The organism is Citrobacter sp. Cc139 (genome assembly GCF_030334645.1).
GTDB classification, from domain to species: Bacteria; Pseudomonadota; Gammaproteobacteria; order Enterobacterales; family Enterobacteriaceae; genus Citrobacter; species Citrobacter werkmanii.
Genome location: NZ_JAOWDM010000090.1, coordinates 314,093 through 336,515 on the forward strand (window position 1 = coordinate 314,093; position 22,423 = coordinate 336,515).

25 protein-coding genes are annotated in these 22,423 nt (G+C 52.6%); 18 read left to right on the forward strand and 7 right to left on the reverse strand.

Features of this window, described 5'->3' with window-relative positions; all coding sequences use genetic code 11:
- Positions 1-9 precede the first annotated feature (9 nt).
- From pduE to OGV69_RS17990, 17 genes are all read left to right on the forward strand, one after another.
- On the forward strand, positions 10-528 hold the full coding sequence (gene pduE, locus OGV69_RS17910) for a propanediol dehydratase small subunit PduE (RefSeq protein ID WP_016153529.1): 519 nt from the start codon (positions 10-12) through the stop codon (positions 526-528).
- Between the two features lie 15 nt (positions 529-543).
- Positions 544-2,376, forward strand: a complete 1,833-nt coding sequence (locus tag OGV69_RS17915) for a diol dehydratase reactivase subunit alpha (RefSeq protein WP_038641673.1) — start codon at positions 544-546, stop codon at positions 2,374-2,376.
- Entirely contained in the window at positions 2,366-2,716 is a 351-nt protein-coding gene (locus OGV69_RS17920) for a glycerol dehydratase reactivase beta/small subunit family protein (protein WP_069323539.1), read from the forward strand. The genes OGV69_RS17915 and OGV69_RS17920 overlap by 11 nt, the downstream gene beginning before the upstream one ends.
- A 19-nt stretch (positions 2,717-2,735) precedes the next feature.
- The gene (gene pduJ / locus OGV69_RS17925; RefSeq protein WP_001057752.1) at positions 2,736-3,011 is read left to right on the forward strand and encodes a propanediol utilization microcompartment protein PduJ; all 276 of its coding nucleotides are present in this window, start codon (positions 2,736-2,738) and stop codon (positions 3,009-3,011) included.
- A 24-nt stretch (positions 3,012-3,035) separates the two neighbouring features.
- Positions 3,036-3,500, forward strand: a complete 465-nt coding sequence (locus tag OGV69_RS17930; protein WP_069323538.1) for a BMC domain-containing protein — start codon at positions 3,036-3,038, stop codon at positions 3,498-3,500.
- Positions 3,500-4,132: a phosphate propanoyltransferase gene (locus OGV69_RS17935; protein WP_069323537.1), complete on the forward strand. Its 633-nt coding sequence runs from the start codon at positions 3,500-3,502 to the stop codon at positions 4,130-4,132. Before OGV69_RS17930 ends, OGV69_RS17935 begins: the two co-directional genes overlap by 1 nt.
- Positions 4,129-4,620 carry a microcompartment protein PduM gene (gene pduM / locus OGV69_RS17940; protein WP_069323536.1) on the forward strand — a complete coding sequence of 164 codons (492 nt, stop codon included), beginning with the start codon at positions 4,129-4,131 and terminating at the stop codon, positions 4,618-4,620. Before OGV69_RS17935 ends, pduM begins: the two co-directional genes overlap by 4 nt.
- Before the next feature lie 3 nt (positions 4,621-4,623).
- Positions 4,624-4,899 carry a EutN/CcmL family microcompartment protein gene (locus OGV69_RS17945; protein WP_038641685.1) on the forward strand — a complete coding sequence of 92 codons (276 nt, stop codon included), beginning with the start codon at positions 4,624-4,626 and terminating at the stop codon, positions 4,897-4,899.
- An 8-nt stretch (positions 4,900-4,907) separates the two neighbouring features.
- A complete protein-coding gene (gene pduO, locus OGV69_RS17950; RefSeq protein WP_069323535.1) occupies positions 4,908-5,915 on the forward strand; it encodes a two-domain cob(I)yrinic acid a,c-diamide adenosyltransferase PduO in 1,008 nt (335 codons plus the stop codon).
- Complete coding sequence (gene pduP / locus OGV69_RS17955; protein ID WP_069323534.1) at positions 5,912-7,297, forward strand: CoA-acylating propionaldehyde dehydrogenase PduP; 1,386 nt, start codon at positions 5,912-5,914, stop codon at positions 7,295-7,297. Before pduO ends, pduP begins: the two co-directional genes overlap by 4 nt.
- A 10-nt stretch (positions 7,298-7,307) precedes the next feature.
- Positions 7,308-8,420 (forward strand): 1-propanol dehydrogenase PduQ, encoded by a 1,113-nt coding sequence (locus tag OGV69_RS17960; RefSeq protein ID WP_069323533.1) that lies wholly within the window; start codon positions 7,308-7,310, stop codon positions 8,418-8,420.
- Complete coding sequence (gene pduS / locus OGV69_RS17965) at positions 8,417-9,772, forward strand: cobalamin reductase PduS (RefSeq protein WP_069323532.1); 1,356 nt, start codon at positions 8,417-8,419, stop codon at positions 9,770-9,772. The genes OGV69_RS17960 and pduS overlap by 4 nt, the downstream gene beginning before the upstream one ends.
- Before the next feature lie 2 nt (positions 9,773-9,774).
- A complete protein-coding gene (pduT, locus tag OGV69_RS17970) occupies positions 9,775-10,329 on the forward strand; it encodes a propanediol utilization microcompartment protein PduT (RefSeq protein WP_003030201.1) in 555 nt (184 codons plus the stop codon).
- Complete coding sequence (pduU, locus tag OGV69_RS17975) at positions 10,329-10,679, forward strand: propanediol utilization microcompartment protein PduU (RefSeq protein ID WP_032939586.1); 351 nt, start codon at positions 10,329-10,331, stop codon at positions 10,677-10,679. Before pduT ends, pduU begins: the two co-directional genes overlap by 1 nt.
- A 4-nt stretch (positions 10,680-10,683) precedes the next feature.
- Positions 10,684-11,136 (forward strand): propanediol utilization protein PduV, encoded by a 453-nt coding sequence (gene pduV, locus OGV69_RS17980; RefSeq protein WP_038641695.1) that lies wholly within the window; start codon positions 10,684-10,686, stop codon positions 11,134-11,136.
- Positions 11,121-12,335, forward strand: coding sequence for an acetate/propionate family kinase (locus OGV69_RS17985; RefSeq protein WP_069323531.1), 1,215 nt, complete (start codon positions 11,121-11,123; stop codon positions 12,333-12,335). The genes pduV and OGV69_RS17985 overlap by 16 nt, the downstream gene beginning before the upstream one ends.
- 92 nt (positions 12,336-12,427) lie before the next feature.
- Positions 12,428-13,294 (forward strand): GHMP family kinase ATP-binding protein, encoded by an 867-nt coding sequence (locus OGV69_RS17990; RefSeq protein WP_069323530.1) that lies wholly within the window; start codon positions 12,428-12,430, stop codon positions 13,292-13,294.
- Positions 13,295-13,333: 39 nt separating this feature from the next.
- On the opposite strand, the gene OGV69_RS17995 is transcribed toward OGV69_RS17990, so the two are convergent.
- The 7 genes from OGV69_RS17995 to phsA form a co-directional block, all read right to left on the reverse strand.
- Positions 13,334-13,669 (reverse strand): DUF496 family protein, encoded by a 336-nt coding sequence (locus tag OGV69_RS17995; protein ID WP_032939582.1) that lies wholly within the window; start codon positions 13,667-13,669, stop codon positions 13,334-13,336.
- Positions 13,670-13,907: 238 nt separating this feature from the next.
- Entirely contained in the window at positions 13,908-14,966 is a 1,059-nt protein-coding gene (locus OGV69_RS18000) for an FUSC family protein (protein WP_069323529.1), read from the reverse strand.
- A gap of 86 nt (positions 14,967-15,052) precedes the next feature.
- On the reverse strand, positions 15,053-15,520 hold the full coding sequence (gene sbmC / locus OGV69_RS18005) for a DNA gyrase inhibitor SbmC (RefSeq protein ID WP_069323528.1): 468 nt from the start codon (positions 15,518-15,520) through the stop codon (positions 15,053-15,055).
- 124 nt (positions 15,521-15,644) lie between these two features.
- The gene (gene dacD, locus OGV69_RS18010) at positions 15,645-16,817 is read right to left on the reverse strand and encodes a serine-type D-Ala-D-Ala carboxypeptidase DacD (protein WP_069323527.1); all 1,173 of its coding nucleotides are present in this window, start codon (positions 16,815-16,817) and stop codon (positions 15,645-15,647) included.
- 139 nt (positions 16,818-16,956) lie between these two features.
- On the reverse strand, positions 16,957-17,724 hold the full coding sequence (phsC, locus tag OGV69_RS18015) for a thiosulfate reductase cytochrome B subunit (RefSeq protein WP_069323526.1): 768 nt from the start codon (positions 17,722-17,724) through the stop codon (positions 16,957-16,959).
- On the reverse strand, positions 17,721-18,299 hold the full coding sequence (gene phsB / locus OGV69_RS18020) for a thiosulfate reductase electron transport protein PhsB (protein ID WP_069323525.1): 579 nt from the start codon (positions 18,297-18,299) through the stop codon (positions 17,721-17,723). The genes phsC and phsB overlap by 4 nt, the downstream gene beginning before the upstream one ends.
- Before the next feature lie 14 nt (positions 18,300-18,313).
- A complete protein-coding gene (gene phsA, locus OGV69_RS18025) occupies positions 18,314-20,587 on the reverse strand; it encodes a thiosulfate reductase PhsA (protein WP_069323524.1) in 2,274 nt (757 codons plus the stop codon).
- Between the two features lie 392 nt (positions 20,588-20,979).
- Between phsA and sbcB the strand changes: the two genes are divergently transcribed.
- A complete protein-coding gene (gene sbcB / locus OGV69_RS18030) occupies positions 20,980-22,404 on the forward strand; it encodes an exodeoxyribonuclease I (RefSeq protein ID WP_038641712.1) in 1,425 nt (474 codons plus the stop codon).
- Positions 22,405-22,423 lie beyond the last annotated feature (19 nt).

Sequence of the window (22,423 nt, forward strand, 5' to 3'; positions counted from 1 at the left end):
GATAACTCCATGAATACCGACGCAATTGAATCGATGGTTCGGGATGTGCTGAGCCGGATGAACAGCCTGCAAGGCGAGTCCGCTACTCCGGTTGCGGCAAGTTCATCAGCACATACCGCGAAAGTCACGGATTACCCTCTTGCGAATAAACATCCTGAGTGGGTAAAAACCGCGACCAACAAAACCCTGGATGACTTCACGCTCGAAAATGTTCTGAGCAACAAGGTGACGGCACAGGACATGCGCATCACGCCTGAAACGCTGCGCCTGCAGGCGGAAATCGCCAAAGATGCCGGGCGTGACAGGCTGGCGATGAACTTTGAGCGCGCCGCAGAGCTAACCGCTGTACCTGACGATCGCATCCTGGAGATCTACAACGCGCTACGCCCGTATCGCTCGACTAAAGATGAGCTGATGGCTATCGCTGACGATCTCGAAAATCGTTATCAGGCAAAGATCTGTGCGGCTTTCGTTCGTGAAGCGGCAGCGCTGTATGTTGAGCGTAAAAAACTCAAAGGCGACGACTAACTCAGGGACAGGATCATGCGATATATAGCTGGCATTGATATAGGTAACTCATCAACGGAAGTCGCTCTGGCTACCCTGGATGAGTCTGGCGCGCTGTGTATTACCAACAGCGCCCTGGCAGAAACTACCGGGATAAAAGGCACATTGCGTAATGTGTTTGGCATTCAGGAGGCACTTACGCTGGCAGCAAAAAACGCCGGCATCAATGTCAGCGATATTTCGCTCATCCGTATTAACGAAGCCACTCCGGTCATTGGCGACGTGGCGATGGAAACAATCACCGAAACCATCATCACTGAATCCACCATGATCGGCCATAACCCTAAAACGCCGGGCGGTGTCGGGCTGGGTGTTGGCATTACTATTACGCCGGAAGAGCTGCTCAGCCGTCCGGCGGATACACCTTATATTCTGGTGGTGTCATCGGCATTTGATTTCGCCGATGTCGCCACGATGATTAATGCCTCGGTACGCGCCGGATACCAGTTAACTGGCGTAATTTTGCAGCAAGACGATGGCGTGTTGGTCAGCAATCGTCTGACTCACCCCCTGCCCATCGTGGATGAAGTGCTTCATATCGACCGTATCCCATTGGGTATGTTAGCTGCTATTGAGGTCGCGGTTCCCGGAAAGGTCATTGAAACGCTTTCTAACCCCTACGGGATTGCAACTGTCTTTGGTCTCAATGCCGACGAGACTAAAAACATTGTCCCGATGGCGCGCGCGCTGATCGGCAACCGCTCTGCCGTGGTGGTGAAAACGCCGTCAGGCGATGTGAAAGCACGAGCCATTCCCGCCGGGAATCTGGAGCTACAGTCACAAGGGCGTACCGTACGCGTCGACGTTGCAGCAGGCGCTGACGCGATTATGAAAGCCGTTGGCGAGTGCCCGAAACTGGATAACGTTACTGGCGAAGCGGGGACCAATATTGGCGGCATGCTGGAACATGTACGCCAGACAATGGCTGAATTAACCAACAAACCCAGTCAGGAAATCTTTATTCAGGATCTACTGGCGGTTGATACCTCGGTTCCCGTCAGCGTGACCGGTGGACTTGCCGGTGAGTTTTCGCTGGAACAGGCTGTCGGTATTGCCTCAATGGTGAAATCAGATCGCCTGCAAATGGCAATGATTGCCCAGGAGATCACGCAAAAGCTCAACATTGATGTCCAGGTTGGCGGGGCTGAAGCCGAAGCGGCCATTCTCGGGGCCTTAACCACTCCGGGTACGACGCGACCACTGGCTATTCTGGATCTCGGTGCGGGATCGACCGACGCCTCCATCATCAACCCGAAAGGCGAAATTATTGCCACACACCTGGCGGGCGCGGGCGATATGGTCACGATGATTATTGCCCGTGAACTGGGGCTGGATGACCGTTATCTGGCCGAAGAGATCAAAAAGTACCCGCTAGCGAAAGTTGAGAGCTTGTTCCATCTTCGCCACGAAGATGGCAGCGTTCAGTTCTTCCCTGAGCCTCTTCCGCCAACGGTTTTTGCCCGCGTGTGCGTAGTAAAACCTGATGAGCTGGTGCCCCTGCCAGGCGAACTGGCGCTGGAGAAAGTACGGGCCATTCGCCGCAGCGCCAAGGAGCGCGTTTTTGTCACCAACGCGCTCAGAGCGTTACGTCAGGTGAGTCCGACCGGGAACATTCGGGATATTCCCTTTGTGGTGCTGGTTGGCGGCTCGTCCCTGGACTTCGAAGTACCGCAACTGGTCACCGATGCGCTGGCGCATTATCGCCTGGTTGCCGGGCGCGGCAACATTCGTGGCACCGAGGGTCCGCGCAATGCGGTCGCGACCGGGCTGATTCTCTCCTGGCACAAGGCGTTCGCTCATGGAAAGTAATCTCAACACGCCCGCTATCGTTATCTTCACCACCGGTGACTGTGCTGACACCTGGAACGACGTGCTGCTGGGTATTGAAGAAGAAGGGATCCCGTTTGTGATTCAGGAGAACCATTCAGCCGACGTTATCCACAACGGATGGCTCGCCGCATGCCAGTCGCCGCTGCTGGTTGGCATTGGCTGCAGTCGCGAAAAACTGGTCGTGCACTACAAAAATCTACCCGCGTCAGCGCCGCTTTTTACGCTGATGTATCAACAAGATAACCACGCTCGTCGCAGCATCGGTAATAACGCTGCGCGGCTGGTTAAAGGCATTCCATTCCGGGAATGCCACTCATAACCCACAGGAGACAAGCAGTATGAATAACGCACTGGGACTGGTTGAAACAAAAGGGCTTGTCGGCGCTATTGAAGCCGCTGATGCCATGGTGAAATCCGCAAACGTGCAGTTGGTCGGTTACGAAAAAATCGGCTCAGGTCTGATCACCGTGATGGTTCGCGGCGATGTCGGCGCGGTGAAAGCCGCAGTAGATGCAGGAAGCGCAGCTGCAAGCGCCGTTGGCGAGGTGAAATCCTGCCACGTTATCCCGCGTCCGCACAGCGACGTTGAAGCCATTTTACCTAAATCCGCATAAGTCGTTGCAACCAAGGAGCACAGCGTGAAGCAATCACTGGGATTACTCGAAGTTAGTGGTCTGGCATTAGCCATCAGTTGCGCGGACGTCATGGCGAAAGCCGCCTCCATCACGCTGGTGGGCCTCGAAAAAACTAACGGTTCAGGCTGGACGGTGATCAAGATAATCGGAGATGTGGCCTCCGTGCAGGCGGCCATTTCTACCGGTGTCAGTTTCGCGGACCAACGCGAGGGGCTGGTGGCTCACAAAGTCATTTCCAGACCAGGGGACGGAATCCTGTCACATAGCGTTACACCGGAACCTGAGCCAACACCCGCCCCCATCCAGGTCGAGCCGCAAGAAGAGATGTTGGTGGACAGCACAGCGTCCGAAGCGCCGCAAAATGCGGAGTTGATTAGCTGCAATCTGTGCCTTGACCCAGCCTGTACCCGCCAGAAAGGTGAGCCCCGTTCTCTTTGTCTGCACTCTGGCAAACGAGGTAAAGCGTGATGGATAAACAGCAACTCAAGTCAACGGTCACCAAAGTTCTGGATGAAATGCGCGAGCGCCCTATTCCGCTGGGGATCTCTAATCGTCATATTCATCTTTGCACTGAAGATTACGTCCGTTTGTTTCCCAATCAGCCTATCAGCATGAAAAAAGGGCTATTGCAGCCCGGACAATACGCTGCAGAGCAGACCGTCACGCTGGTCGGACCTAAAGGACAGTTAAAAAATGTGCGTTTACTCGGCCCGCTACGTAGCGCCAGTCAGGTTGAAATTTCACGTACCGATGCCCGTACGCTAGGTATTGCTGCCCCGCTGCGTATGTCGGGCAATATTCAGGGCACGCCGGGTATTCGCCTTGTCAGTCCATTTGCTGAACTGGACTTAACATCCGGCGTCATCGTTGCTCAACGGCATATCCATATGTCGCCGCTCGATGCCCTGATTCTGCGGGTTTCCCATGGTGATAAAGTCTCGGTCGCCATTAATGGCGATGAACGCCGGCTGATTTTCGATAACGTCGCCGTACGCGTTTCGCCGGATATGCGCCTTGAGATGCATATTGATACCGACGAAGCCAATGCCGCAGGGGCGGAGAATCCGCAGGCATTCGCCACACTGGTGACTTCACAATGAACAACGAACTGCTGCAACGCATTATCGAGGAGGTTGTTTCCCGATTAAAAAAACGCGCGGCAAGCACGATCTCCCTCAGCGTCGCGCAGTTACGGGAAATAGACCCACGGGTACTATGCTGCCAATACTCGTCACTGCACATTTTGCAGGCTGACCTGCTCCTGCTGGAGCAAATTGTCGAAAGCAGCTCTGCCAATATGTCGGTAGTCACGATCCACGAAGCGCTGGCATGCGGAGTCCGCGTGAAAATTTCACTACATCACCAATTGTTACCCGCAGTACCCGTGAAAAAACTCGCGCGTCTGCCGCTGGAGTTTGGGGACGAACTGGGGCGAGCCATCGTTCTGCATCCTGACAAACTTCTCAGTTACGCCGACGTCGCCCAATTGCACGATGCGGTTTTAGTGCTACGCCGTCGATGTGTCGTCACTGCGCTGGCTCAGGAAGCTGTCAGTACGCGAAATGTCCAATTAATTAAGCAGGAGTGAGCTATGCATCTGGCACGGGTTACAGGCGTTGTTGTCTCCACGCAAAAGTCCCCTTCACTGGTGGGGAAAAAGCTATTACTGGTACGTCGGGTGAGTGTTGACGGAGAGCTGCCAGCCTCCCCGACGACCGGGGACGAAGTCGCCGTTGATTCTGTCGGCGCAGGAACCGGCGAACTGGTTTTACTCAGCAGCGGCTCCAGTGCCCGGCACGTTTTCTCCGGCCCAAATGAGGCCATCGATCTGGCTATTGTCGGCATTGTCGACACGCTTTCTCGTTAGGAGGAACTATGGCGATTTATACCCGCACTGGCGATGCCGGCACAACGGCCCTCTTTACCGGGCAACGCGTAAGCAAAACGCATCCGCGCGTCGAGGCTTACGGGACGCTGGACGAACTCAATGCGGCGCTTAGCCTGTGTATTTGTGCGGCGAAAAGCCCGCAGCACCGCCAGTTACTTGAAAACATTCAACTGCAGCTTTTTTGGTTCAGCGCCGAACTCGCCAGCGAGAGCCAACAACCAAACCCAGAGCAGCGCTACATCAGTTCAGAAGAAATTGCAGCGCTGGAAACCGCCATCGATACCGCGATGGGGAGAGTACCGCCGCTGCGCAGCTTTATTTTACCGGGCCGCAGCGAAGCGGCCAGCCGTCTACATTTTGCCCGTACGCTGGCTCGCCGCGCAGAGAGGCGACTGGTGGAGCTTTCTGCCGATATCGCCGTCAGACATGTGCTGATGCGTTACATCAATCGTCTGTCCGACTGCTTATATGCGCTCGCACGGGCAGAAGATCATGACGCCCATCAAAACGACATTATTCAGAAAGTGGCTGAGCGTTATCTCGCCGCCATCCGTACATCAGCCATAAAGGAGCCGACTATGTCTCTGTCTTTTCAGGAGCTCCATCAACTGACTCGCGCTGCGGTGACGAGAGCAGAAGAACTTCAGGTTCCGGTCGTCATCAGCATTGTTGATGCGAACGGGACCCAAACGGTGACCTGGCGTATGCCTGACGCATTGCTCGTCAGTAGCGAACTGGCACCCAAAAAAGCCTGGACCGCCGTGGCGATGAAAACCGCCACGCATGAATTAACGTCAGCGGTGCAACCAGGCGCGGCGCTTTACGGTCTGGAAAGCCATATGCAAGGAAAAGTCGTCACTTTTGGTGGCGGATACGCATTATGGCGAGAGGGTCTACTCCTTGGGGGGCTTGGCATCAGCGGGGGAAGCGTTGAACAGGATATGGACATTGCAGAAACGGCCATTGCGGCGATTAACGTGAGAACACATCAATGAATACTTCAGAACTTGAAACCCTCATCCGTAACATTTTGAGTGAACAACTCGCCCCGGCAAAAACAGAAACCAAAGGAAACGGAATTTTTCCGTCCGTGGGTGAAGCTATCGAAGCCGCGCATCAGGCTTTTTTACGTTACCAGCAATCGCCATTAAAAACCCGCAGTGCCATCATTCACGCCCTGCGAGAAGAACTGACCCCTCATCTTGCTTCCCTGGCCGCTGAGAGCGCAGCTGAAACAGGAATGGGCAACAAAGAGGATAAATTCCTCAAGAATAAAGCTGCGCTGGACAATACTCCAGGGATCGAAGATCTCACCACCACGGCACTGACCGGTGATGGCGGCATGGTGTTATTCGAGTATTCACCGTTTGGCGTGATTGGCTCCGTCGCCCCCAGTACCAACCCGACGGAAACCATAATTAACAACAGCATCAGTATGCTGGCTGCGGGGAACAGCGTTTATTTTAGCCCGCATCCGGGCGCTAAAGTGGTCTCACTGAAACTGATTGCCATGATTGAGGATATTGTTTTCCGCTGCTGCGGGATCCGGAATCTTGTCGTCACGGTCACAGAACCCACCTTTGAGGCTACCCAGCAGATGATGGCACACCCTAAAATCGCAGTTCTGGCGATTACCGGTGGCCCAGGCATTGTTGCTATGGGTATGAAAAGCGGGAAAAAAGTCATTGGCGCAGGCGCAGGCAACCCTCCCTGTATTGTCGATGAAACAGCCGACCTGGTTAAGGCGGCGGAAGATATCATCAACGGCGCATCTTTTGATTACAACCTCCCCTGCATTGCTGAGAAGAGCCTGATTGTTGTTAGTGCCGTTGCCGAACGCCTGGTTCAACAAATGCAGTCTTTTGGCGCACTGCTTCTCACGAGCGAAGAGGTAGACAAACTGCGGGCAGTCTGTTTGCCCGAAGGCATGGCCAATAAAAAGCTGGTAGGAAAAAGCCCGGCCACCTTACTGGAAGCCGCAGGAATACCTGTTCCGGCAAAAGCGCCTCGATTACTGATAGGTATCGTCAAGGCTGACGACCCGTGGGTTACCAGCGAGCAGCTAATGCCAATGCTCCCCATCGTCACGGTGAACGATTTTGACAGTGCGTTAACGTTGGCTCTGAAAGTTGAAGAGGGATTGCATCACACCGCCATTATGCATTCACAGAATGTGTCGCGTTTGAATCTTGCCGCACGCACGCTTCAGACCTCCATTTTTGTGAAAAATGGCCCCTCTTACGCCGGGATTGGCGTGGGTGGTGAAGGCTTTACCACTTTCACAATTGCGACGCCGACCGGTGAAGGAACAACATCGGCACGTACTTTCGCACGTTCTCGTCGTTGCGTGCTGACAAACGGTTTTTCTATTCGCTAATGGGGCCGTTATGAAAAGCTTTTCACTGCAAACTCGATTATTCAGCGGCCAGGGAAGCCTGGATGTGCTCAAGCGTTTCACGAATAAGCATATCTGGATTATCTGCGATGGTTTTCTGGCGCGTTCTCCTGTGATTGAAAAGCTGCGCAACACGCTTCCTGCGGATAATCGCATCAGCATTTTCAGCGATATTACCCCCGACCCAACCATTAGCACGGTGGTGCAAGGGATTGCGCAAATGCAGTCCCTGCGACCGGATGTTGTCATTGGTTTTGGCGGAGGCTCAGCGCTGGATGCCGCGAAAGCCATCGTTTGGTTCAGCCGACAGTTTGGTATTGAAATCGAAACCTGTGTTGCTATTCCCACCACCAGCGGCACAGGCTCGGAAGTGACCAGCGCCTGCGTGATTAGCGATCCGGATAAAGGCATTAAATATCCCTTGTTTGACAATGCGCTTTACCCGGATATGGCCATCCTCGATCCAACGCTGGTTGTCAGCGTACCTCCTGCCATCACCGCGAATACCGGCATGGACGTCCTGACGCATGCGCTGGAGGCTTACGTGTCCACGAAGGCCAGCGATTTCACCGACGCGCTGGCGGAAAAAGCGGCACAAATCGTCTTCCAGTACCTTCCCGTCGCCGTCAGCAAAGGCGAGTGTCTGGCAACCAGGGGGAAAATGCACAACGCGTCAACGCTCGCAGGAATGGCATTTAGCCAGGCGGGGTTGGGTATAAACCATGCGATTGCCCATCAGTTGGGCGGCCAGTTTCATCTGCCCCACGGACTTGCCAATGCACTGCTGCTGACCCCTGTCATTCATTTTAATGCCCGCGACCCCAGGGCCGCGAAGCGCTATGCCCGTTTCGCTAAAGCCTGCCATTTATGCCCGGATAACGCGAACGATACGGCTGCGCTGAATGCGCTCATTCATCACATTGAGCTTCTCAAAAAACAGTGTGCGTTACCTTCTTTCGTTGACGCACTCAAAGACGGAAAGCAAAACTGGTCACAGCGTATACCGTCGATGGTTCAGGCCGCGCTGGCTGATGTCACGCTGCAAACCAATCCTCGTGTTGCCGACGCCAGTGCCATGCAGGAACTGCTTGAGGAATTATTATGAATACAGCCATGACGGCAGAGTCCACGCTTTATGATGCGCAGACGATACGCGAACGCGTTCGGGCTGCTGGCGTTGTTGGAGCCGGCGGTGCAGGCTTTCCTGCGCACGTAAAATTACAGGCGCAGGTCGATACATTTCTGGTGAATGCCGCCGAATGTGAACCGATGTTAAAAGTTGACCAGCAATTGATGAGCGTCCAGGCAGGCCGACTTATTCGCGGCGTTAAATATGCCATGACGGCTACCGGAGCCAGTGCCGGTATTATTGCGCTCAAAGAGAAATATCAGAAGGCTATCAATGCGTTAGCTCCTCTGCTACCTGCCGATATCCGGTTACACATTTTACCTGATGTCTACCCGGCCGGTGACGAGGTGCTGACCATCTGGATGGCAACAGGCCGGAGGGTCCCACCTGCCGCACTGCCGGTCAGCGTCGGCGTGGTGGTTAATAACGTCCAGACCGTGCTCAACATCGCCAGAGCGGTTGAACAGCAATATCCCGTTACCCGTCGTACGTTGACCGTCAACGGCGCAGTCGCCAAACCCATCACACTCACTGTCCCTATCGGGATGTCACTTCGCGAGGTGCTGGCGCTGGCGGGAGGCGCAACCGTTGACGATCCAGGATTTATTAATGGCGGCCCGATGATGGGCGGTCTTATTACCTCCCTGGATACCCCCGTCAGCAAGACCACCGGTGGGTTGCTGGTTTTACCAAAATCTCATGCGCTGATTCAGCGGCGAATGCAGGATGAACGCACCGTGCTTTCCGTCGCAAAAACCGTATGCGAGCAGTGCCGTTTGTGTACGGATTTGTGCCCAAGGCACTTAATCGGCCATGAATTATCACCACATCTGCTGGTTCGCGCGGTTAATTATCAGCAGGCGGCCACACCACAACTGCTGCTCACAGCCCTGACCTGTTCAGAATGCAATGTCTGTGAAAGCGTTGCCTGTCCGGTTGGAATATCGCCGATGCGAATCAACCGCATGCTTAAACGCGAACTACGGGCGCTCAACCATCGTTATGAAGGGCCGCTAAATCCTGAGGATGAAATGGCGAAGTACCGGTTGATCCCGGTTAAGCGCCTTATTACCAAACTGGGTCTTAGCGACTGGTATCACGATGCGCCATTGGCTGAGACTGATTATTCCACCGATGAAACGACGCTGTTGCTACGCCAGCATATTGGCGCCAGCGCCATCCCATGTGTGCAGCAAGGCGATCGCGTTGTTCGCGGTCAATGCGTTGCCGATGTGCAGACAGGCGCATTAGGTGCGCCTGTCCACGCCAGTATTGACGGTATTGTCAGCGAAATCACTGAGCAATCCATCACGGTAATAAGAGGTTAATCATGTCTCAGGCTATAGGGATCTTAGAACTCACCAGCATTGCCAAAGGAATGGAAGCTGGCGATGCCATGTTAAAAAGCGCGAATGTGAATTTACTGGTCAGCAAGACCATCTGCCCGGGAAAATTCCTGCTTATGCTTGGTGGTGACGTAGGCGCAGTACAGCAGGCGATAGCCACTGGTACATCTCTTGCTGGAGATATGCTCGTTGACAGTCTGGTACTGCCTAATATCCATGCCAGCGTACTCCCGGCGATCAGCGGGTTAAATAGCGTGGATAAGCGTCAGGCTGTCGGGATTGTTGAAACATGGAGCGTGGCGGCCTGTATCTGTGCCGCGGATCGCGCAGTTAAAGCTTCCAATGTCACATTGGTTCGCGTGCACATGGCATTTGGTATTGGCGGCAAGTGCTACATGGTTGTCGCTGGCGATGTATCCGATGTGAATAACGCAGTAACGGTTGCCAGTGAAAGCGCGGGTGAAAAAGGCCTGTTGGTTTATCGTTCTGTCATACCTCGCCCGCATGAAAGCATGTGGCGGCAGATGGTGGAGGGATAATGGAAAGACAGCCCACCACGGATCGTATGATCCAGGAATATGTTCCTGGCAAGCAGGTCACGCTGGCGCATCTTATCGCCAATCCCGGAAAAGATTTGTTCAAGAAACTGGGATTACAGGATTCAGTATCCGCAATCGGGATTTTGACGATTACCCCCAGCGAAGCCTCAATTATCGCCTGCGATATCGCCACGAAATCCGGAGCGGTAGAGATTGGTTTTCTCGACCGATTTACCGGCGCAGTGGTACTGACGGGCGACGTCTCCGCCGTTGAGTACGCGCTGAAACAGGTAACCCGAACGCTGGGCGAAATGATGCGTTTTACCGCTTGCCCCATCACCCGGACGTAATCTCATGAAACGCATCATGCTAATCGGCCCCAGCCAGTGCGGAAAAACGTCGCTCACACAATGCATGCGGGGAGAAGCGCTTCACTATCAGAAGACCCAGGCCATAGTCTGGTCGCCCACAGCGATAGACACACCGGGCGAATATCTTGAAAACCGCTGTCTGTACAGTGCGCTGCTGGCCAGCGCCTGTGAAGCAGACATCATCGCGCTGGTCCTCAATGCTGACGCGCCGTGGTCGCCATTTTCTCCCGGTTTCACGGGCCCAATGAACCGACCCGTCATTGGCCTCGTCACTAAAGCCGATTTAGCCAATCCGCAGCGCATTTCCCTCGTTGAGAGTTGGTTAGTCGAGGCTGGCGCGCAAAAAGTGTTTGTCACCAGTGCGCTGGAGAATACAGGTGTTGATGAGATGTTCATTTTTCTGAATGCAAAGGAACTTTCATGTCTCACAAAATAATGGCCATTAATGCGGGGAGTTCCTCGCTCAAGTTTCAGCTTCTGGCGATGCCACAAGGTGAAATGATTTGTCAGGGGTTGATCGAGCGTATTGGTATGTCTGATGCGCAGGTCACCCTTAAAACGCCTGCGCAAAAATGGCAGGAAATATTGCCCGTAGCCGATCATCGTGAAGCAGTGACGCTGCTCCTGGAAAAACTGCTCAACCACAATATTATCAGCAGTCTGCAGGAGATCGACGGCGTGGGGCATCGCGTCGCACACGGCGGGGAATCTTTTAAAGATTCCGCACTGGTAACCGATGAAACGCTGGCGGAAATTGATCGCCTTGCGGAACTGGCCCCGCTACATAACCCGGTAAATGCGTTGGGAATTGCAGTATTTCGCCAGCAATTACCCGAAACGCCGGCCGTGGCGGTTTTTGACACCGCTTTTCATCAGACGCTTGACGAGCCTTCTTTCATTTATCCCCTGCCCTGGCGTTACTATTCAGAGCTGGGTATTCGTCGTTACGGATTTCATGGCACCAGCCACAAATATGTCAGCGCCCAGCTTGCTGAAAAGTTAGGGGTGCCCCTCAGCGCCCTGCGCGTCGTTTGTTGTCATCTTGGCAACGGCAGCAGCATCTGCGCCATCAAAGGTGGTCAATCAGTTAATACCTCTATGGGGTTTACGCCACAGTCTGGCGTGATGATGGGCACGCGAAGTGGCGATATTGATCCGTCTATTTTGCCGTGGATTGCCCTGCGCGAAGGCAAGACACCGCAGCAGCTCAACCAATTGCTCAACAATGAATCCGGCTTACTCGGCGTTTCTGGGATCTCACCTGACTATCGCGACGTTGAACATGCCGCAGATGCAGGTAATCATCAGGCGGCGCTGGCGTTGACGCTTTTTGCCGAGCGCATTCGCGCCACCATTGGCAGCTATATTATGCAGATGGGCGGCCTGGACGCGCTGGTATTTACCGGTGGGATCGGCGAGAACTCAGCGCGGGCGCGAGCGGCAATTTGTCGCAATCTGAATTTCCTGGGACTGGCCGTCGATGAAGAAAAAAATCAGCGAAACGCCACGTTTATTCAGACAGAAAATGCGCTGGTTAAAGTGGCGGTGATTAATACCAATGAAGAGCTGATGATAGCGCAGGACGTTATGCGTTTAGCGATATCAGAAACTGTGACATTGGGCATTCCCGCTTAGCGCTGCCGCACCGCAAATTGCGGCAAATCATGGTAATAGCATGATCGCCATGACACTATGCGCCGAAGATTGCTGATCACAAAGGTGAAGACGTGGCTGTTGCGCAATGTCCCGCATCGTGCGGAGAACTTATCCAGGGCTGGATTCTGGGCAGTGAGAAATTAGTCTCCTGCCCGGTCGAATGGTATAGCACCGTTGAAGTCACTTCAGGCTCGCCGCTGGCAGAGGAACGTCCACTTTCACGGGCGATGGTTAATCGGCTATTGCAGCACTGGCAATACCCGGCGCAGATGAGTCAGGATATCCGAATTGATGTCCAGTCAACTATTCCCATCGCTAAAGGAATGGCCAGCAGCACTGCAGATATTGCCGCCACCGCTGTCGCCACAGCACATCATCTGGGCCATCACCTGGATGAGCCTACGCTGGCGCAACTTTGCGTTTCGCTGGAGCCTACCGACAGCACCGTTTTTCGTAAGCTTACCCTTTTCGATCATAACGACGCCTCCACGCAAATTGCCTGCGAAGCCCAGCCTCAACTCGATCTGCTGGTTCTCGAAAGTCCGGAAACATTGCGCACTGCTGATTATCACCGTATTCCGCGTCATTCCGGGTTACAGGCAGGTGCTCCGGCCCTCAAACGAGCATGGGAAAAGGTACAGGAAGCTTGTATCAGCCAAAATCCTTACCGGATGGGCGAAGCTGCCACGCTAAGCGCAACCGCCAGCCAGTTGCTGTTACCGAAACCAGATTTTGATTCACTATTAGCGCTGGTAGAGGAATGTGATTTATACGGCGTTAACGTTGCGCACAGCGGCAGCGTTGTCGGCCTGATGCTGGACAGAACGCGTCATGATGTGGATTACATAAAATGGATGCTGACACAGAAAAAACTGACGGTTCACTGGCCAGAACAGCATTTATTGCGAATGGTCGCAGGCGGAGTTGAACTGCAATAAGGGTCGCCGCACAGCAGCGACCCGGACAAGCATAAATCGTTACTCAGCTTTCGCTTCGCCGTTTTTCAGTTCACCCATGGCTTTCAGCTTCTTAGAAATATCGCGGCGCTCTTTTGAGATCTCAGCATTTTTGATGATGTAATCATCAACGCGATCTTCGTAATCGCTTTTCATGCTAGCGATAATACCCTGAATCGCTTCCACGCTCATGCCTGGCTTGATGTAGTCGCTCAGGTTGTCCAACAGCAGGACACGTTTCTGGTTGTCACGGATCTTTTTCTCAACGTCCTGGATTTCACGTTGCAGTTTGTTTTTACGACGGAACAGACGAACAAATTCCAGCACGTCCTGGAAAGAAGGCTTGGTAGTTTCCATTTTTACACCCCTGATAATGTGAGATTCGGATTCGTTTAAACAACGGCTAAAGTGGGTCAACATTACTTTCATGCCCGCCATACTTCAAGTTGCATCTGCATCGACAATGCATGGTTGAAACCTGAATTATCGAGGGTAAAGCCATTGCAGTTACCAATGGTTTTAGCCTTTTTCAGTATCATACCTCTAATCGTTGCTGAATCGAAGCAGCAGTGAAACCAATCCCCTCATCTGCTCTTTATTTGCGCAGCGCGCGACAGATTAAATGAGAAAGTAACTCCAGCTGTCGCGCCATCTCCATATTCAACCAAACGTAGCCGTGAATAGGCGTTTCCGCGACATTATTGCCCTTATGCTCAGCGATAAGCTGACGCAGCTCCACCACGGTATCATTGAGCTTCTCCGTATTGGCAAGTACTGGCTGCGGATTACCTTCATATAATGCATGCGTTATTGTCAGTAGCGCCTGCTGCGTCCTGAGCTGGGTTTCACGCAAAGTATGCGCATTCAACATAACAAAGTGACTGGTACGGCTGGCCCAGAGCGCATTGATTTGCAACTCGAGCATGCAGACGAGGTTACGATTAACCGTCTGAATAGCTTCAAAAATGGATTTTTGAATATGCGTTTCTTTACTGGCAGGGACGATGAGCCCGCGCATTTTGACAACCTCGCTCAACAGCTGTTGTAAATGCTTCTCCAGTCGCGGTTGTTCAAGCAGATTGGGGGAGAGCGCCGCCTGGTACACCCGATTGTACCCCGTTACGCAATGCGCCAGTTGAATACGCCAGTGTATAAATGCCCGTTGTGGCCACACGCCGGTAAACAGCATTGCCAGCAACGATCCAAGAATAACGTCGCCGCCACGCCATAACGCCGTATTCATATCCCCAGCGGGAGCACCCACTACAACGGCAAGCGTAATACCAATCAACAGCGCCTGATACGGTTTTTTGCCCAATGCCAGCCAACCGCAGAGAAACATCGCCACCGCGCACCATATCAGCATCAGCGGAAGCGAAAAAAGCTCCAGACGCAGGGCCACCAGCCCAAGCACCGATCCCAGGATCGTGCCGCCAATACGTTCAAAAGCTCTGGGAACAACGTTCCCCCAAAAAGAAATAGGCCCCATGATCACCACCAGCGTGATCAGAGGCCATGTACCTTCAGGAATGTTTAACAGGCGTACCAACAGAAAAGTGAGAATAAACGCAAGCGCAATGCGAATACCGTGCACTACACGATAATGACGATACAAACGAATTTCAAAAGGGCTCAGTGACTTATTGGCACGCACTCATGCACTCCGTCAGCGAATAGCAAAGAACAAGATTATACTCGTTTATTGCCTGAAAATATCATCCTGATTTGCATCAAAAACAGTTACTTCGACTGCACCGGTATGTACATTTCAATGTCCCAGTAGCCATCCTCGATGCCATTGTTCATGTACACTTCAAAGCAGGGTTTAGCAGCTATTTCGAAAGTCGTATCCTGCAACAGGCGGTCAAAGAACTGATACCAGGGAGTGGCAAAATCATGATTTTCTACACGCGCAACGGCAACAGCATAGTCGCCACCCGCCACTTCGGTCAGGATCACCCCTTCGCTGTTTTCCGGGATCGCAAAATCTTCAGGCACAGATACCACGGTGTCGCAACGCAGTTTCTCCGCCGGGACAACGTCAGGATTGTCGTAATAAACGGCTATCCATTCCAGCGGAACAATTTGCTTCCCGTCGACCCACTTCATTAACTGCTCAAAACCTTGCTTTACCGTTTGTTCCCACGGACCAACCATGTGAAAACCGGCAATCCTGCGTTTATCGACCTGTTTAATCTCGTACTCCATATAACCTCCGTGATTACACTGTATGTATATACAGTTTAATTTTTAGGTATTACGGCCACAAGTAAATAGTGATTATTATGTGAGCAGATTCGCACTCTTGCCAGTCAGGTATTCCAGGAAATAATTACGCCTTGTGGTGGAAATAATCGCTCAGACGCGAGAAAACGCCACCTTCACTGACGGACTCCAGCGTAACCAGAGGCCAGTGCGCCACCAGCTTATCCCGATCGTAGAGTTCAATTTCACCCACACGCTGATGTGCCGCGATTGGTGCAACCAGTTCTTTCTTATCAAGGACATATTTTGCTTTAATGTTAGCCACTTCCGCTTTAGGCAGGGCCATCCAGAAATCCTGCTCGGTGCCCAGGCTGATTTTTTCTTTGTCGCCATACCAGATCCGTTCAGTACCGACCTGCTTACCGCTACGCAAAACCTGCACCGTATCGAAGTTTTGTTGTCCCCATTGCAGCAGCTTACGCGCCTGGTCTTCACGGCCTTTCGCACTCTCCGCCCCCATCACAACCGCAATCAGTCGACGTTGTCCATCAACGGCGGAAGCGATCAGATTGAACCCGGCACCGGACGTATGCCCTGTCTTCAGACCATCCACGTTCATGGTTTTATCCCACAACAGGCCATTACGGTTTTGCTGCGTGATTCCGTTCCAGGTAAGGCTTTTCTCACTGTACATATGGTAGAAATCCGGTTCACCATGGATGATAGCTCGCGACAATACGGCCAGATCGTAAGCAGAGCTATGCTGACCTGGCGCATCCAGACCATGAACCGTTTCAAAATGGGTATCCTGCAGGTTCAGCTTTTGCGCATAGTTGTTCATCATCGCCACAAACTGCGGTTGTCCCCCGGCGATGTAATCAGCCAGCGCCACGCAGGCATCATTCCCGGAATCAACAATTAGCCCGCGGCTGAGGTCGCGCACCGAAACGCGATCGCCTTGTTTCAGGAACATCAAGGATGAACCGACGAATACCGGATTGTCTTTCGCCCAGGCATCGCGCCCAACGGTGACAATATCGGTTGGACTAATGCGCTTACTGTCGATTGCGCGGTCAACAACATAGCCGGTCATCAGCTTGGTCAGACTGGCGGGGTTACGTTGCTGGTGTTCATTACCGGCTGTCAGAATTTGGCCCGTGGTGTAATCCATTAATACCCACGCCCCGGCATTTATCGCAGGCGGCTGTGGGGCGAAGCTGGCGGCATCGGTCGCCCAGGCGGACGTAAAACTCATCGTGAATAGTGAAGCGGCAATAAACAAACGGCGTTTCAACAGCATGTCCTCAGAAAAGGGATGAATAGCCGTTCTTTTTACGGAAGTTCTGTCGAACAAACTTGAATAAATTGCAAGAAAATGTGACATAAGGCACATTTTCTTGCTGTCATACAAGGCTGTCAGAGACAAACCGCGCGCGAAATTATCCTTTGCGTGGCGCAGTCTCTGCGTGATGGCTGCGATGGCGATGGTAGCCGTCGATCATACTGCGGAAAATTTGCCCTGGCGTGTCGCCCAGCGTACACAGGTAAATATGTGCGCAGATGAACAGTAAGCCGACAATCGCTAGCGCCATATGCAGCACCAGCATTATCGGCCCCGCTCCTGACACCTGCGGGTAGAGGCATAACAACCCGGTGATGATCAACAGCGGAACCAGCGCGTACATAATGGCCAGGTAGGCCAGTTGTTGCAGTGGGTTAAATTTATCCTTTGCCGTTGCGGCAAACGGGTGCGGCTCGCCTTTCATGATGCCATACAGATAAAAACGCGTTTGCAGTAGGCAGCGTGATATCACCCCGTTTAACTTCACGCGATAATGGCAGCCGTTGCCGCTGATTGCGTTTATTAACACAAAGCCAATCCAGAAGGCCAGCAATGCGAAGCCGCACCAGGTATGTACCTGCACCATCAACACTACCGGCCCGACAGAGAAGTGGCCAAACAGGCCGCTCAGCAAAAGCAGAATAAAGAGCAGCGCATTTCCCCAGTGCCAACGGCGAACAGCCAGCGAATAGAGGTACTCCCGGTGCTCCTCTCCGGTTACCGTTTTTGGCGCCAGCATCCGACGTAACAGCGCGTGCGTGATCAGCCCTGCAATCATCAGCACAACAATAACGCCCGCATAAATGAGCCACAGCGGCCAGTAGTCCGGCGCATAGTTAAGTTCCGCTCCCCAGATAGAATTCATACTTTACCCTCCTGATGGATCTCTTTACGCCGATAAACACTCACCGGGCCACTACGCGTATCCTGCTGGCGATAAACCTCTTTTTGATTGATCCAGTGCTGGATTTCCGGGTCATCACGACGACCAAACTTCAACGCATCCGTCGGACAAACGGAAACGCAGGCGGGCGACTGTTCAACATCCAGACGGGTATCCGCGCAGAAATTACATTTGTCTGCGATTCCCGTTTGTGGATTGAGGTAGCGCACATGGAACGGACAAGCAGCGACGCAGTAGTCACAGCCAATACAGCGGGACTTATCCACCTGCACAATGCCGTTTTCATCGCGGAATGATGCACCGGTTGGACAAACGCTGACGCACGGCGCATCTTCACAATGCTGGCAAGAAACACGAACAAACTGAAAATGGGAAAGCGCCTCGGGTTCATGTTCCGGTGAACGGATCTGCACCTGTAAGCGGCTAAAACCTTCAGGCACGTCATTCAGTACCTTGCAGGCAACCGTACACGCCTGACAACCAATGCAGCGTTTTTCGTCATGCAGCATGACATAAGGGTTTGTTGATTGATTCATGATGTACTCCTTTCTCATGCCCGACGAAGCGTAACGCCAGCGGTGTGGACCACCGTACCTGACACCGGACTGGTGACATGCGGAAGCAAATTACCGCAATGAATACCGTGCGTCGTCGCGGCTGTTTTGGCTCCTGCCTTGGCGCCAAATCCCATATAGACGAATAGCGTATCGGGTCGAATACCGGCGGTGACCAGCGCTTTGCCTTTTTCCTTACCGGTTGCATTTTCCAGCCAGATGTCATCGCCGCTTTTGATGCCTTTTTCACGGGCCGTTTGCGGGTGGATCCACACCGCGTTGTCCCACATCAGCTCACTCAGCAGTGGCACATATTGCGTTGCGCCATTGGTATGAACCGCCACTTTGCCCTGAATAAAATAGAGTTCATTGTCGCCTTTGAGCGCAAAATTGCGGGCGCGAGGAACACCGTAGCCTGGCAGGAGTGTTTCCAGCTCGGCAGAGTAGAGTTCGATTTTTCCTGACGGGGATTTAAAACGCAGCTGCTCGCCATAGGTGCCGTCGCTATCAACCGCTACCGCGCCCGGATAGCGCGCCACAAACTGACGCACCGCTTCGGGTTCGCGCAGCAATAGCGGAACACCCCACTCGCGATACCCTTTCTGACGTAACTCAGCAGATAACGCATGATCGCCATTAAGCTGGTACAGCTGGCGCGTTTGCATATCCTGCCATGGGTAGAATTGCCCAAGGCCTAACTGAACAGCCAGTTCTTTCCAGATTTGCCAGCTCGGACGCGCTTCACCAATAGGCTCAACAACCTGCTGACGCAGGGCATAGGCTGGATTCAGGCCCGACATATCAGAAACTTCTTCATCGCGCTCAAGGTAAGTACATTCAGGCAAAAGATAATCGGCATACGCCGCGCTTTCGCTTAAATAAACATCGCAACTGACCACCAGGTCGAGCTGTTCAACGGTCTTGACCAGGTCTGGTCGACAGGTCACGGTCTGGAAAGGGTTGTGTCGGGACATGATCCATCCCTTCACCGGATACGGCGTTTGCTTTAAGACGGCATCAATAATGCTTTGCACTACGCCGCCGCCGGCCGCGATGTACTTGAACTGCGGGGCCACCAGATCGATACGCTGCGCCGTTGGCTTGGGTAATTTGGCATCGGGTTTTGCCAGCACGGGAGCGACTTTCTCTCCGGCCAGCTTATTGTACGTTGCCGCCGCTTTTTTCTGATACAACCCACCCTCACGCTCAATATTTCCAAGTAACACATTGAGGGTGAAAATCATGCGCCGCATATCAATTTCTTCTTGCGAAAACGTCGCACGATGACCCGGACTGACAATGGCGTGAGGCGCGCAGGCGGCCATTTCGCGGGTGACCCGGATAATCACATCGGCAGGCACATCAGCGAGCTTTTGCGCCCATTCCGGCGTGGTCTCCTGGACCGCCTCAGCCAGTTGGTCAAACCCTGTGGTGTAGCGTGCCACAAAGTCTGCGTCATACAGATTTTCTTTGATCATGACATGACACATGGCCATCAGCACCGGTAGGTCACCGCCAGGCTTAAGCGCATGCCATTCATCCGCTTTGCTGGAGAAGACGGATAAACGGGGATCAAAGCTGACCATTTTCGCGCCCTTTTCCTGCGCGGTCATCAGTTCATGGGTGTCGGCAACCTCAATGCCTTCATAGAGGTTATGGCCAAAAGAGACCATATAACGGGTATTGACGATATCCATGGCTAAATCGCCACCCATCATAACTTTAGCGGCAATCGCTTTTCCGGCGGGGCATGTCGAGGCGTGAGTAAACGTGTTCGGCGATCCAAAAGCCGTCGCGAGGTGAAATAAATGGCCGGAAAGCGAACCAGACTTGGAAGAGAATACGACCCCCTCAGGACCATGCTGCGCTTTTATTGCCGTCATTTTTTCGGCAATTTCTTTATATGCCTGCTGCCAGCTAATTACCTGCCACTCACCGCTCCCGCGAGGTCCTGTGCGTTTCATCGGTTTAACAATACGATGCGGGTCGTTGACCAGGCTAACACCGCTGCCTCCGCGCGCGCAGACACGCGTCCCCTGCTGAGGCGCATTAGGGTTTCCTTGAATAAAAACCGTCTTATTATTAATTACCTGAGCCTGAATTGGGCAGCGAAAAGAACACATTTCGCACAAACTTGGCGTCAGGGATGTTTTCCCTTTTATGTGCTCGGGAGAATTCCGCGCCAGTGCGCCTGGTGGAAAACTGCCTATCGCACAGGCTGAGCAACCTATACCCACCCCTCGTAAAAAATTACGCCGACTTATGCTCATATAACCTCCTGTTATTAGATATATCCAATTATTATATGGAGTTTATATTATTAATTTTTAACCTCACTCACATTTTATTACAATGCATACAAGCGCATTAATAGAAATATAAGGCCGTTGTTTTTAAAAGACTTTTAAAACATCCAGAAAACAGAAAATGAAATAACAATAATGGTTATCAATTAACTTATTTCCCAGAGTGTGATTTTAAGAAAGTTTATTCCAGTAATTTCCTTTAATGGTACGAAAATAATTAATCATTCGTTCAAAGCCGTGTTTAGCGCAATTTTCTTGCGTAGGCCATTCCGCATCGATAATCCTCTTGCTGATTACCTCGCTATTTTTTGGTATTCTTGGATAAGCGCTAAATTGATCCCGGACATAACTGAACAATGAATGACGGCAAGCAGCAACCTGGTTTTCTCTTCCACGATTACGAGACTTTTGGTACCCATCCGGCGCTGGACAGACCCGCGCAATTTGCGGCTATCCGCACAGATAATGATTTCAACATTATCGGTGAACCTGAAGTCTTTTATTGCAAACCCGCAGATGATTATCTACCACAGCCCGAGGCGGTACTGATTACCGGCATCACGCCGCAAGAAGCACGTGAAAAGGGAGAAAATGAAGCTGCTTTTGCTGCGCGTATTCACGCCCTGTTTACCGTACCGAAAACCTGTATTCTGGGCTATAACAACGTGCGCTTCGATGATGAAGTGACGCGAAATATCCTGTATCGCAATTTCTATGATCCCTATGCCTGGAGCTGGCAGAACGATAATTCGCGCTGGGATCTGCTGGATGTAATGCGTGCCTGCTATGCCCTGCGTCCTGAAGGTATTAACTGGCCGGAAAACGACGATGGCTTGCCAAGCTTCCGCCTGGAACATTTGACCAAAGCGAATGGGATTGAGCATGCCAACGCCCACGATGCAATGGCCGATGTGTATGCCACGATTGCGATGGCGCAATTAGTCAAGTCACGCCAGCCACGTCTGTTTGAGTATCTCTATAGCCATCGTAATAAGCACAAACTGGCGGCGCTAATTGATGTGCCGCAGATGAAGCCGCTGGTCCATGTCTCGGGCATGTTCGGCGCATGGCGCGGTAACACCAGTTGGGTGGCGCCACTGGCCTGGCATCCGGAAAATCGCAACGCGGTTATCATGGTCGACTTAGCCGGTGATATTTCACCGCTGCTCGAACTGGACAGCGACGCGCTGCGTGAGCGGCTCTATACCGCTAAGGCAGATCTGGGAGATAACCCCGCAGTGCCGGTTAAACTGGTGCACATCAACAAATGTCCGGTACTGGCACAGGCGAACACCCTGCGCCCGGAAGATGCCGATCGTCTCGGTATTAACCGCCAACATTGTCTGGATAATCTCAAAATTCTGCGCGAAAACCCACAGGTACGCGATAAGGTCGTGGCTATCTTTGCCGAGGCGGAACCCTTTGCGCCATCGGATAACGTAGATGCCCAGCTGTACAACGGCTTTTTCAGCGATGCCGACCGCGCTGCGATGAAAATCGTTCTGGAAACCGAACCGCGAAATTTACCGGCGCTGGATATCACCTTTGTCGATAAACGCATTGAAAAGCTGCTGTTTAACTACCGCGCGCGTAACTTCCCTGGAACGCTGGATGAAGCCGAACAACAGCGCTGGCTGGACCATCGTCGTCAGGTATTCACGCCGGAGTTTTTGCAAAATTACGCCAATGAATTACAGATGCTGAGTCAGCATTATGCGGATAACAAAGAGAAGCTGACGCTGCTGAAAGCACTCTGGCAATATGCGCAAGAGATTGTCTAAATCCCACGTATAAAAAAAC

Coding starts and splice junctions, on each gene's coding strand:
- pduS (WP_069323532.1), top strand. CDS start 8,417: ATGAATACAGCCATGACGGCAGAGTCCACGCTTTATGATGCGCAGACG.
- phsC (WP_069323526.1), bottom strand. CDS start 17,724: ATGAATTCTATCTGGGGAGCGGAACTTAACTATGCGCCGGACTACTGG.
- phsA (WP_069323524.1), bottom strand. CDS start 20,587: ATGAGCATAAGTCGGCGTAATTTTTTACGAGGGGTGGGTATAGGTTGC.
- pduT (WP_003030201.1), top strand. CDS start 9,775: ATGTCTCAGGCTATAGGGATCTTAGAACTCACCAGCATTGCCAAAGGA.
- pduM (WP_069323536.1), top strand. CDS start 4,129: ATGAACAACGAACTGCTGCAACGCATTATCGAGGAGGTTGTTTCCCGA.
- pduO (WP_069323535.1), top strand. CDS start 4,908: ATGGCGATTTATACCCGCACTGGCGATGCCGGCACAACGGCCCTCTTT.
- OGV69_RS17945 (WP_038641685.1), top strand. CDS start 4,624: ATGCATCTGGCACGGGTTACAGGCGTTGTTGTCTCCACGCAAAAGTCC.
- pduJ (WP_001057752.1), top strand. CDS start 2,736: ATGAATAACGCACTGGGACTGGTTGAAACAAAAGGGCTTGTCGGCGCT.
- OGV69_RS17935 (WP_069323537.1), top strand. CDS start 3,500: ATGGATAAACAGCAACTCAAGTCAACGGTCACCAAAGTTCTGGATGAA.
- OGV69_RS17985 (WP_069323531.1), top strand. CDS start 11,121: ATGTCTCACAAAATAATGGCCATTAATGCGGGGAGTTCCTCGCTCAAG.
- OGV69_RS17995 (WP_032939582.1), bottom strand. CDS start 13,669: ATGGAAACTACCAAGCCTTCTTTCCAGGACGTGCTGGAATTTGTTCGT.
- sbcB (WP_038641712.1), top strand. CDS start 20,980: ATGAATGACGGCAAGCAGCAACCTGGTTTTCTCTTCCACGATTACGAG.
- pduV (WP_038641695.1), top strand. CDS start 10,684: ATGAAACGCATCATGCTAATCGGCCCCAGCCAGTGCGGAAAAACGTCG.
- dacD (WP_069323527.1), bottom strand. CDS start 16,817: ATGCTGTTGAAACGCCGTTTGTTTATTGCCGCTTCACTATTCACGATG.
- OGV69_RS17915 (WP_038641673.1), top strand. CDS start 544: ATGCGATATATAGCTGGCATTGATATAGGTAACTCATCAACGGAAGTC.
- pduP (WP_069323534.1), top strand. CDS start 5,912: ATGAATACTTCAGAACTTGAAACCCTCATCCGTAACATTTTGAGTGAA.
- OGV69_RS17960 (WP_069323533.1), top strand. CDS start 7,308: ATGAAAAGCTTTTCACTGCAAACTCGATTATTCAGCGGCCAGGGAAGC.
- phsB (WP_069323525.1), bottom strand. CDS start 18,299: ATGAATCAATCAACAAACCCTTATGTCATGCTGCATGACGAAAAACGC.
- OGV69_RS17920 (WP_069323539.1), top strand. CDS start 2,366: ATGGAAAGTAATCTCAACACGCCCGCTATCGTTATCTTCACCACCGGT.
- pduU (WP_032939586.1), top strand. CDS start 10,329: ATGGAAAGACAGCCCACCACGGATCGTATGATCCAGGAATATGTTCCT.
- sbmC (WP_069323528.1), bottom strand. CDS start 15,520: ATGGAGTACGAGATTAAACAGGTCGATAAACGCAGGATTGCCGGTTTT.
- pduE (WP_016153529.1), top strand. CDS start 10: ATGAATACCGACGCAATTGAATCGATGGTTCGGGATGTGCTGAGCCGG.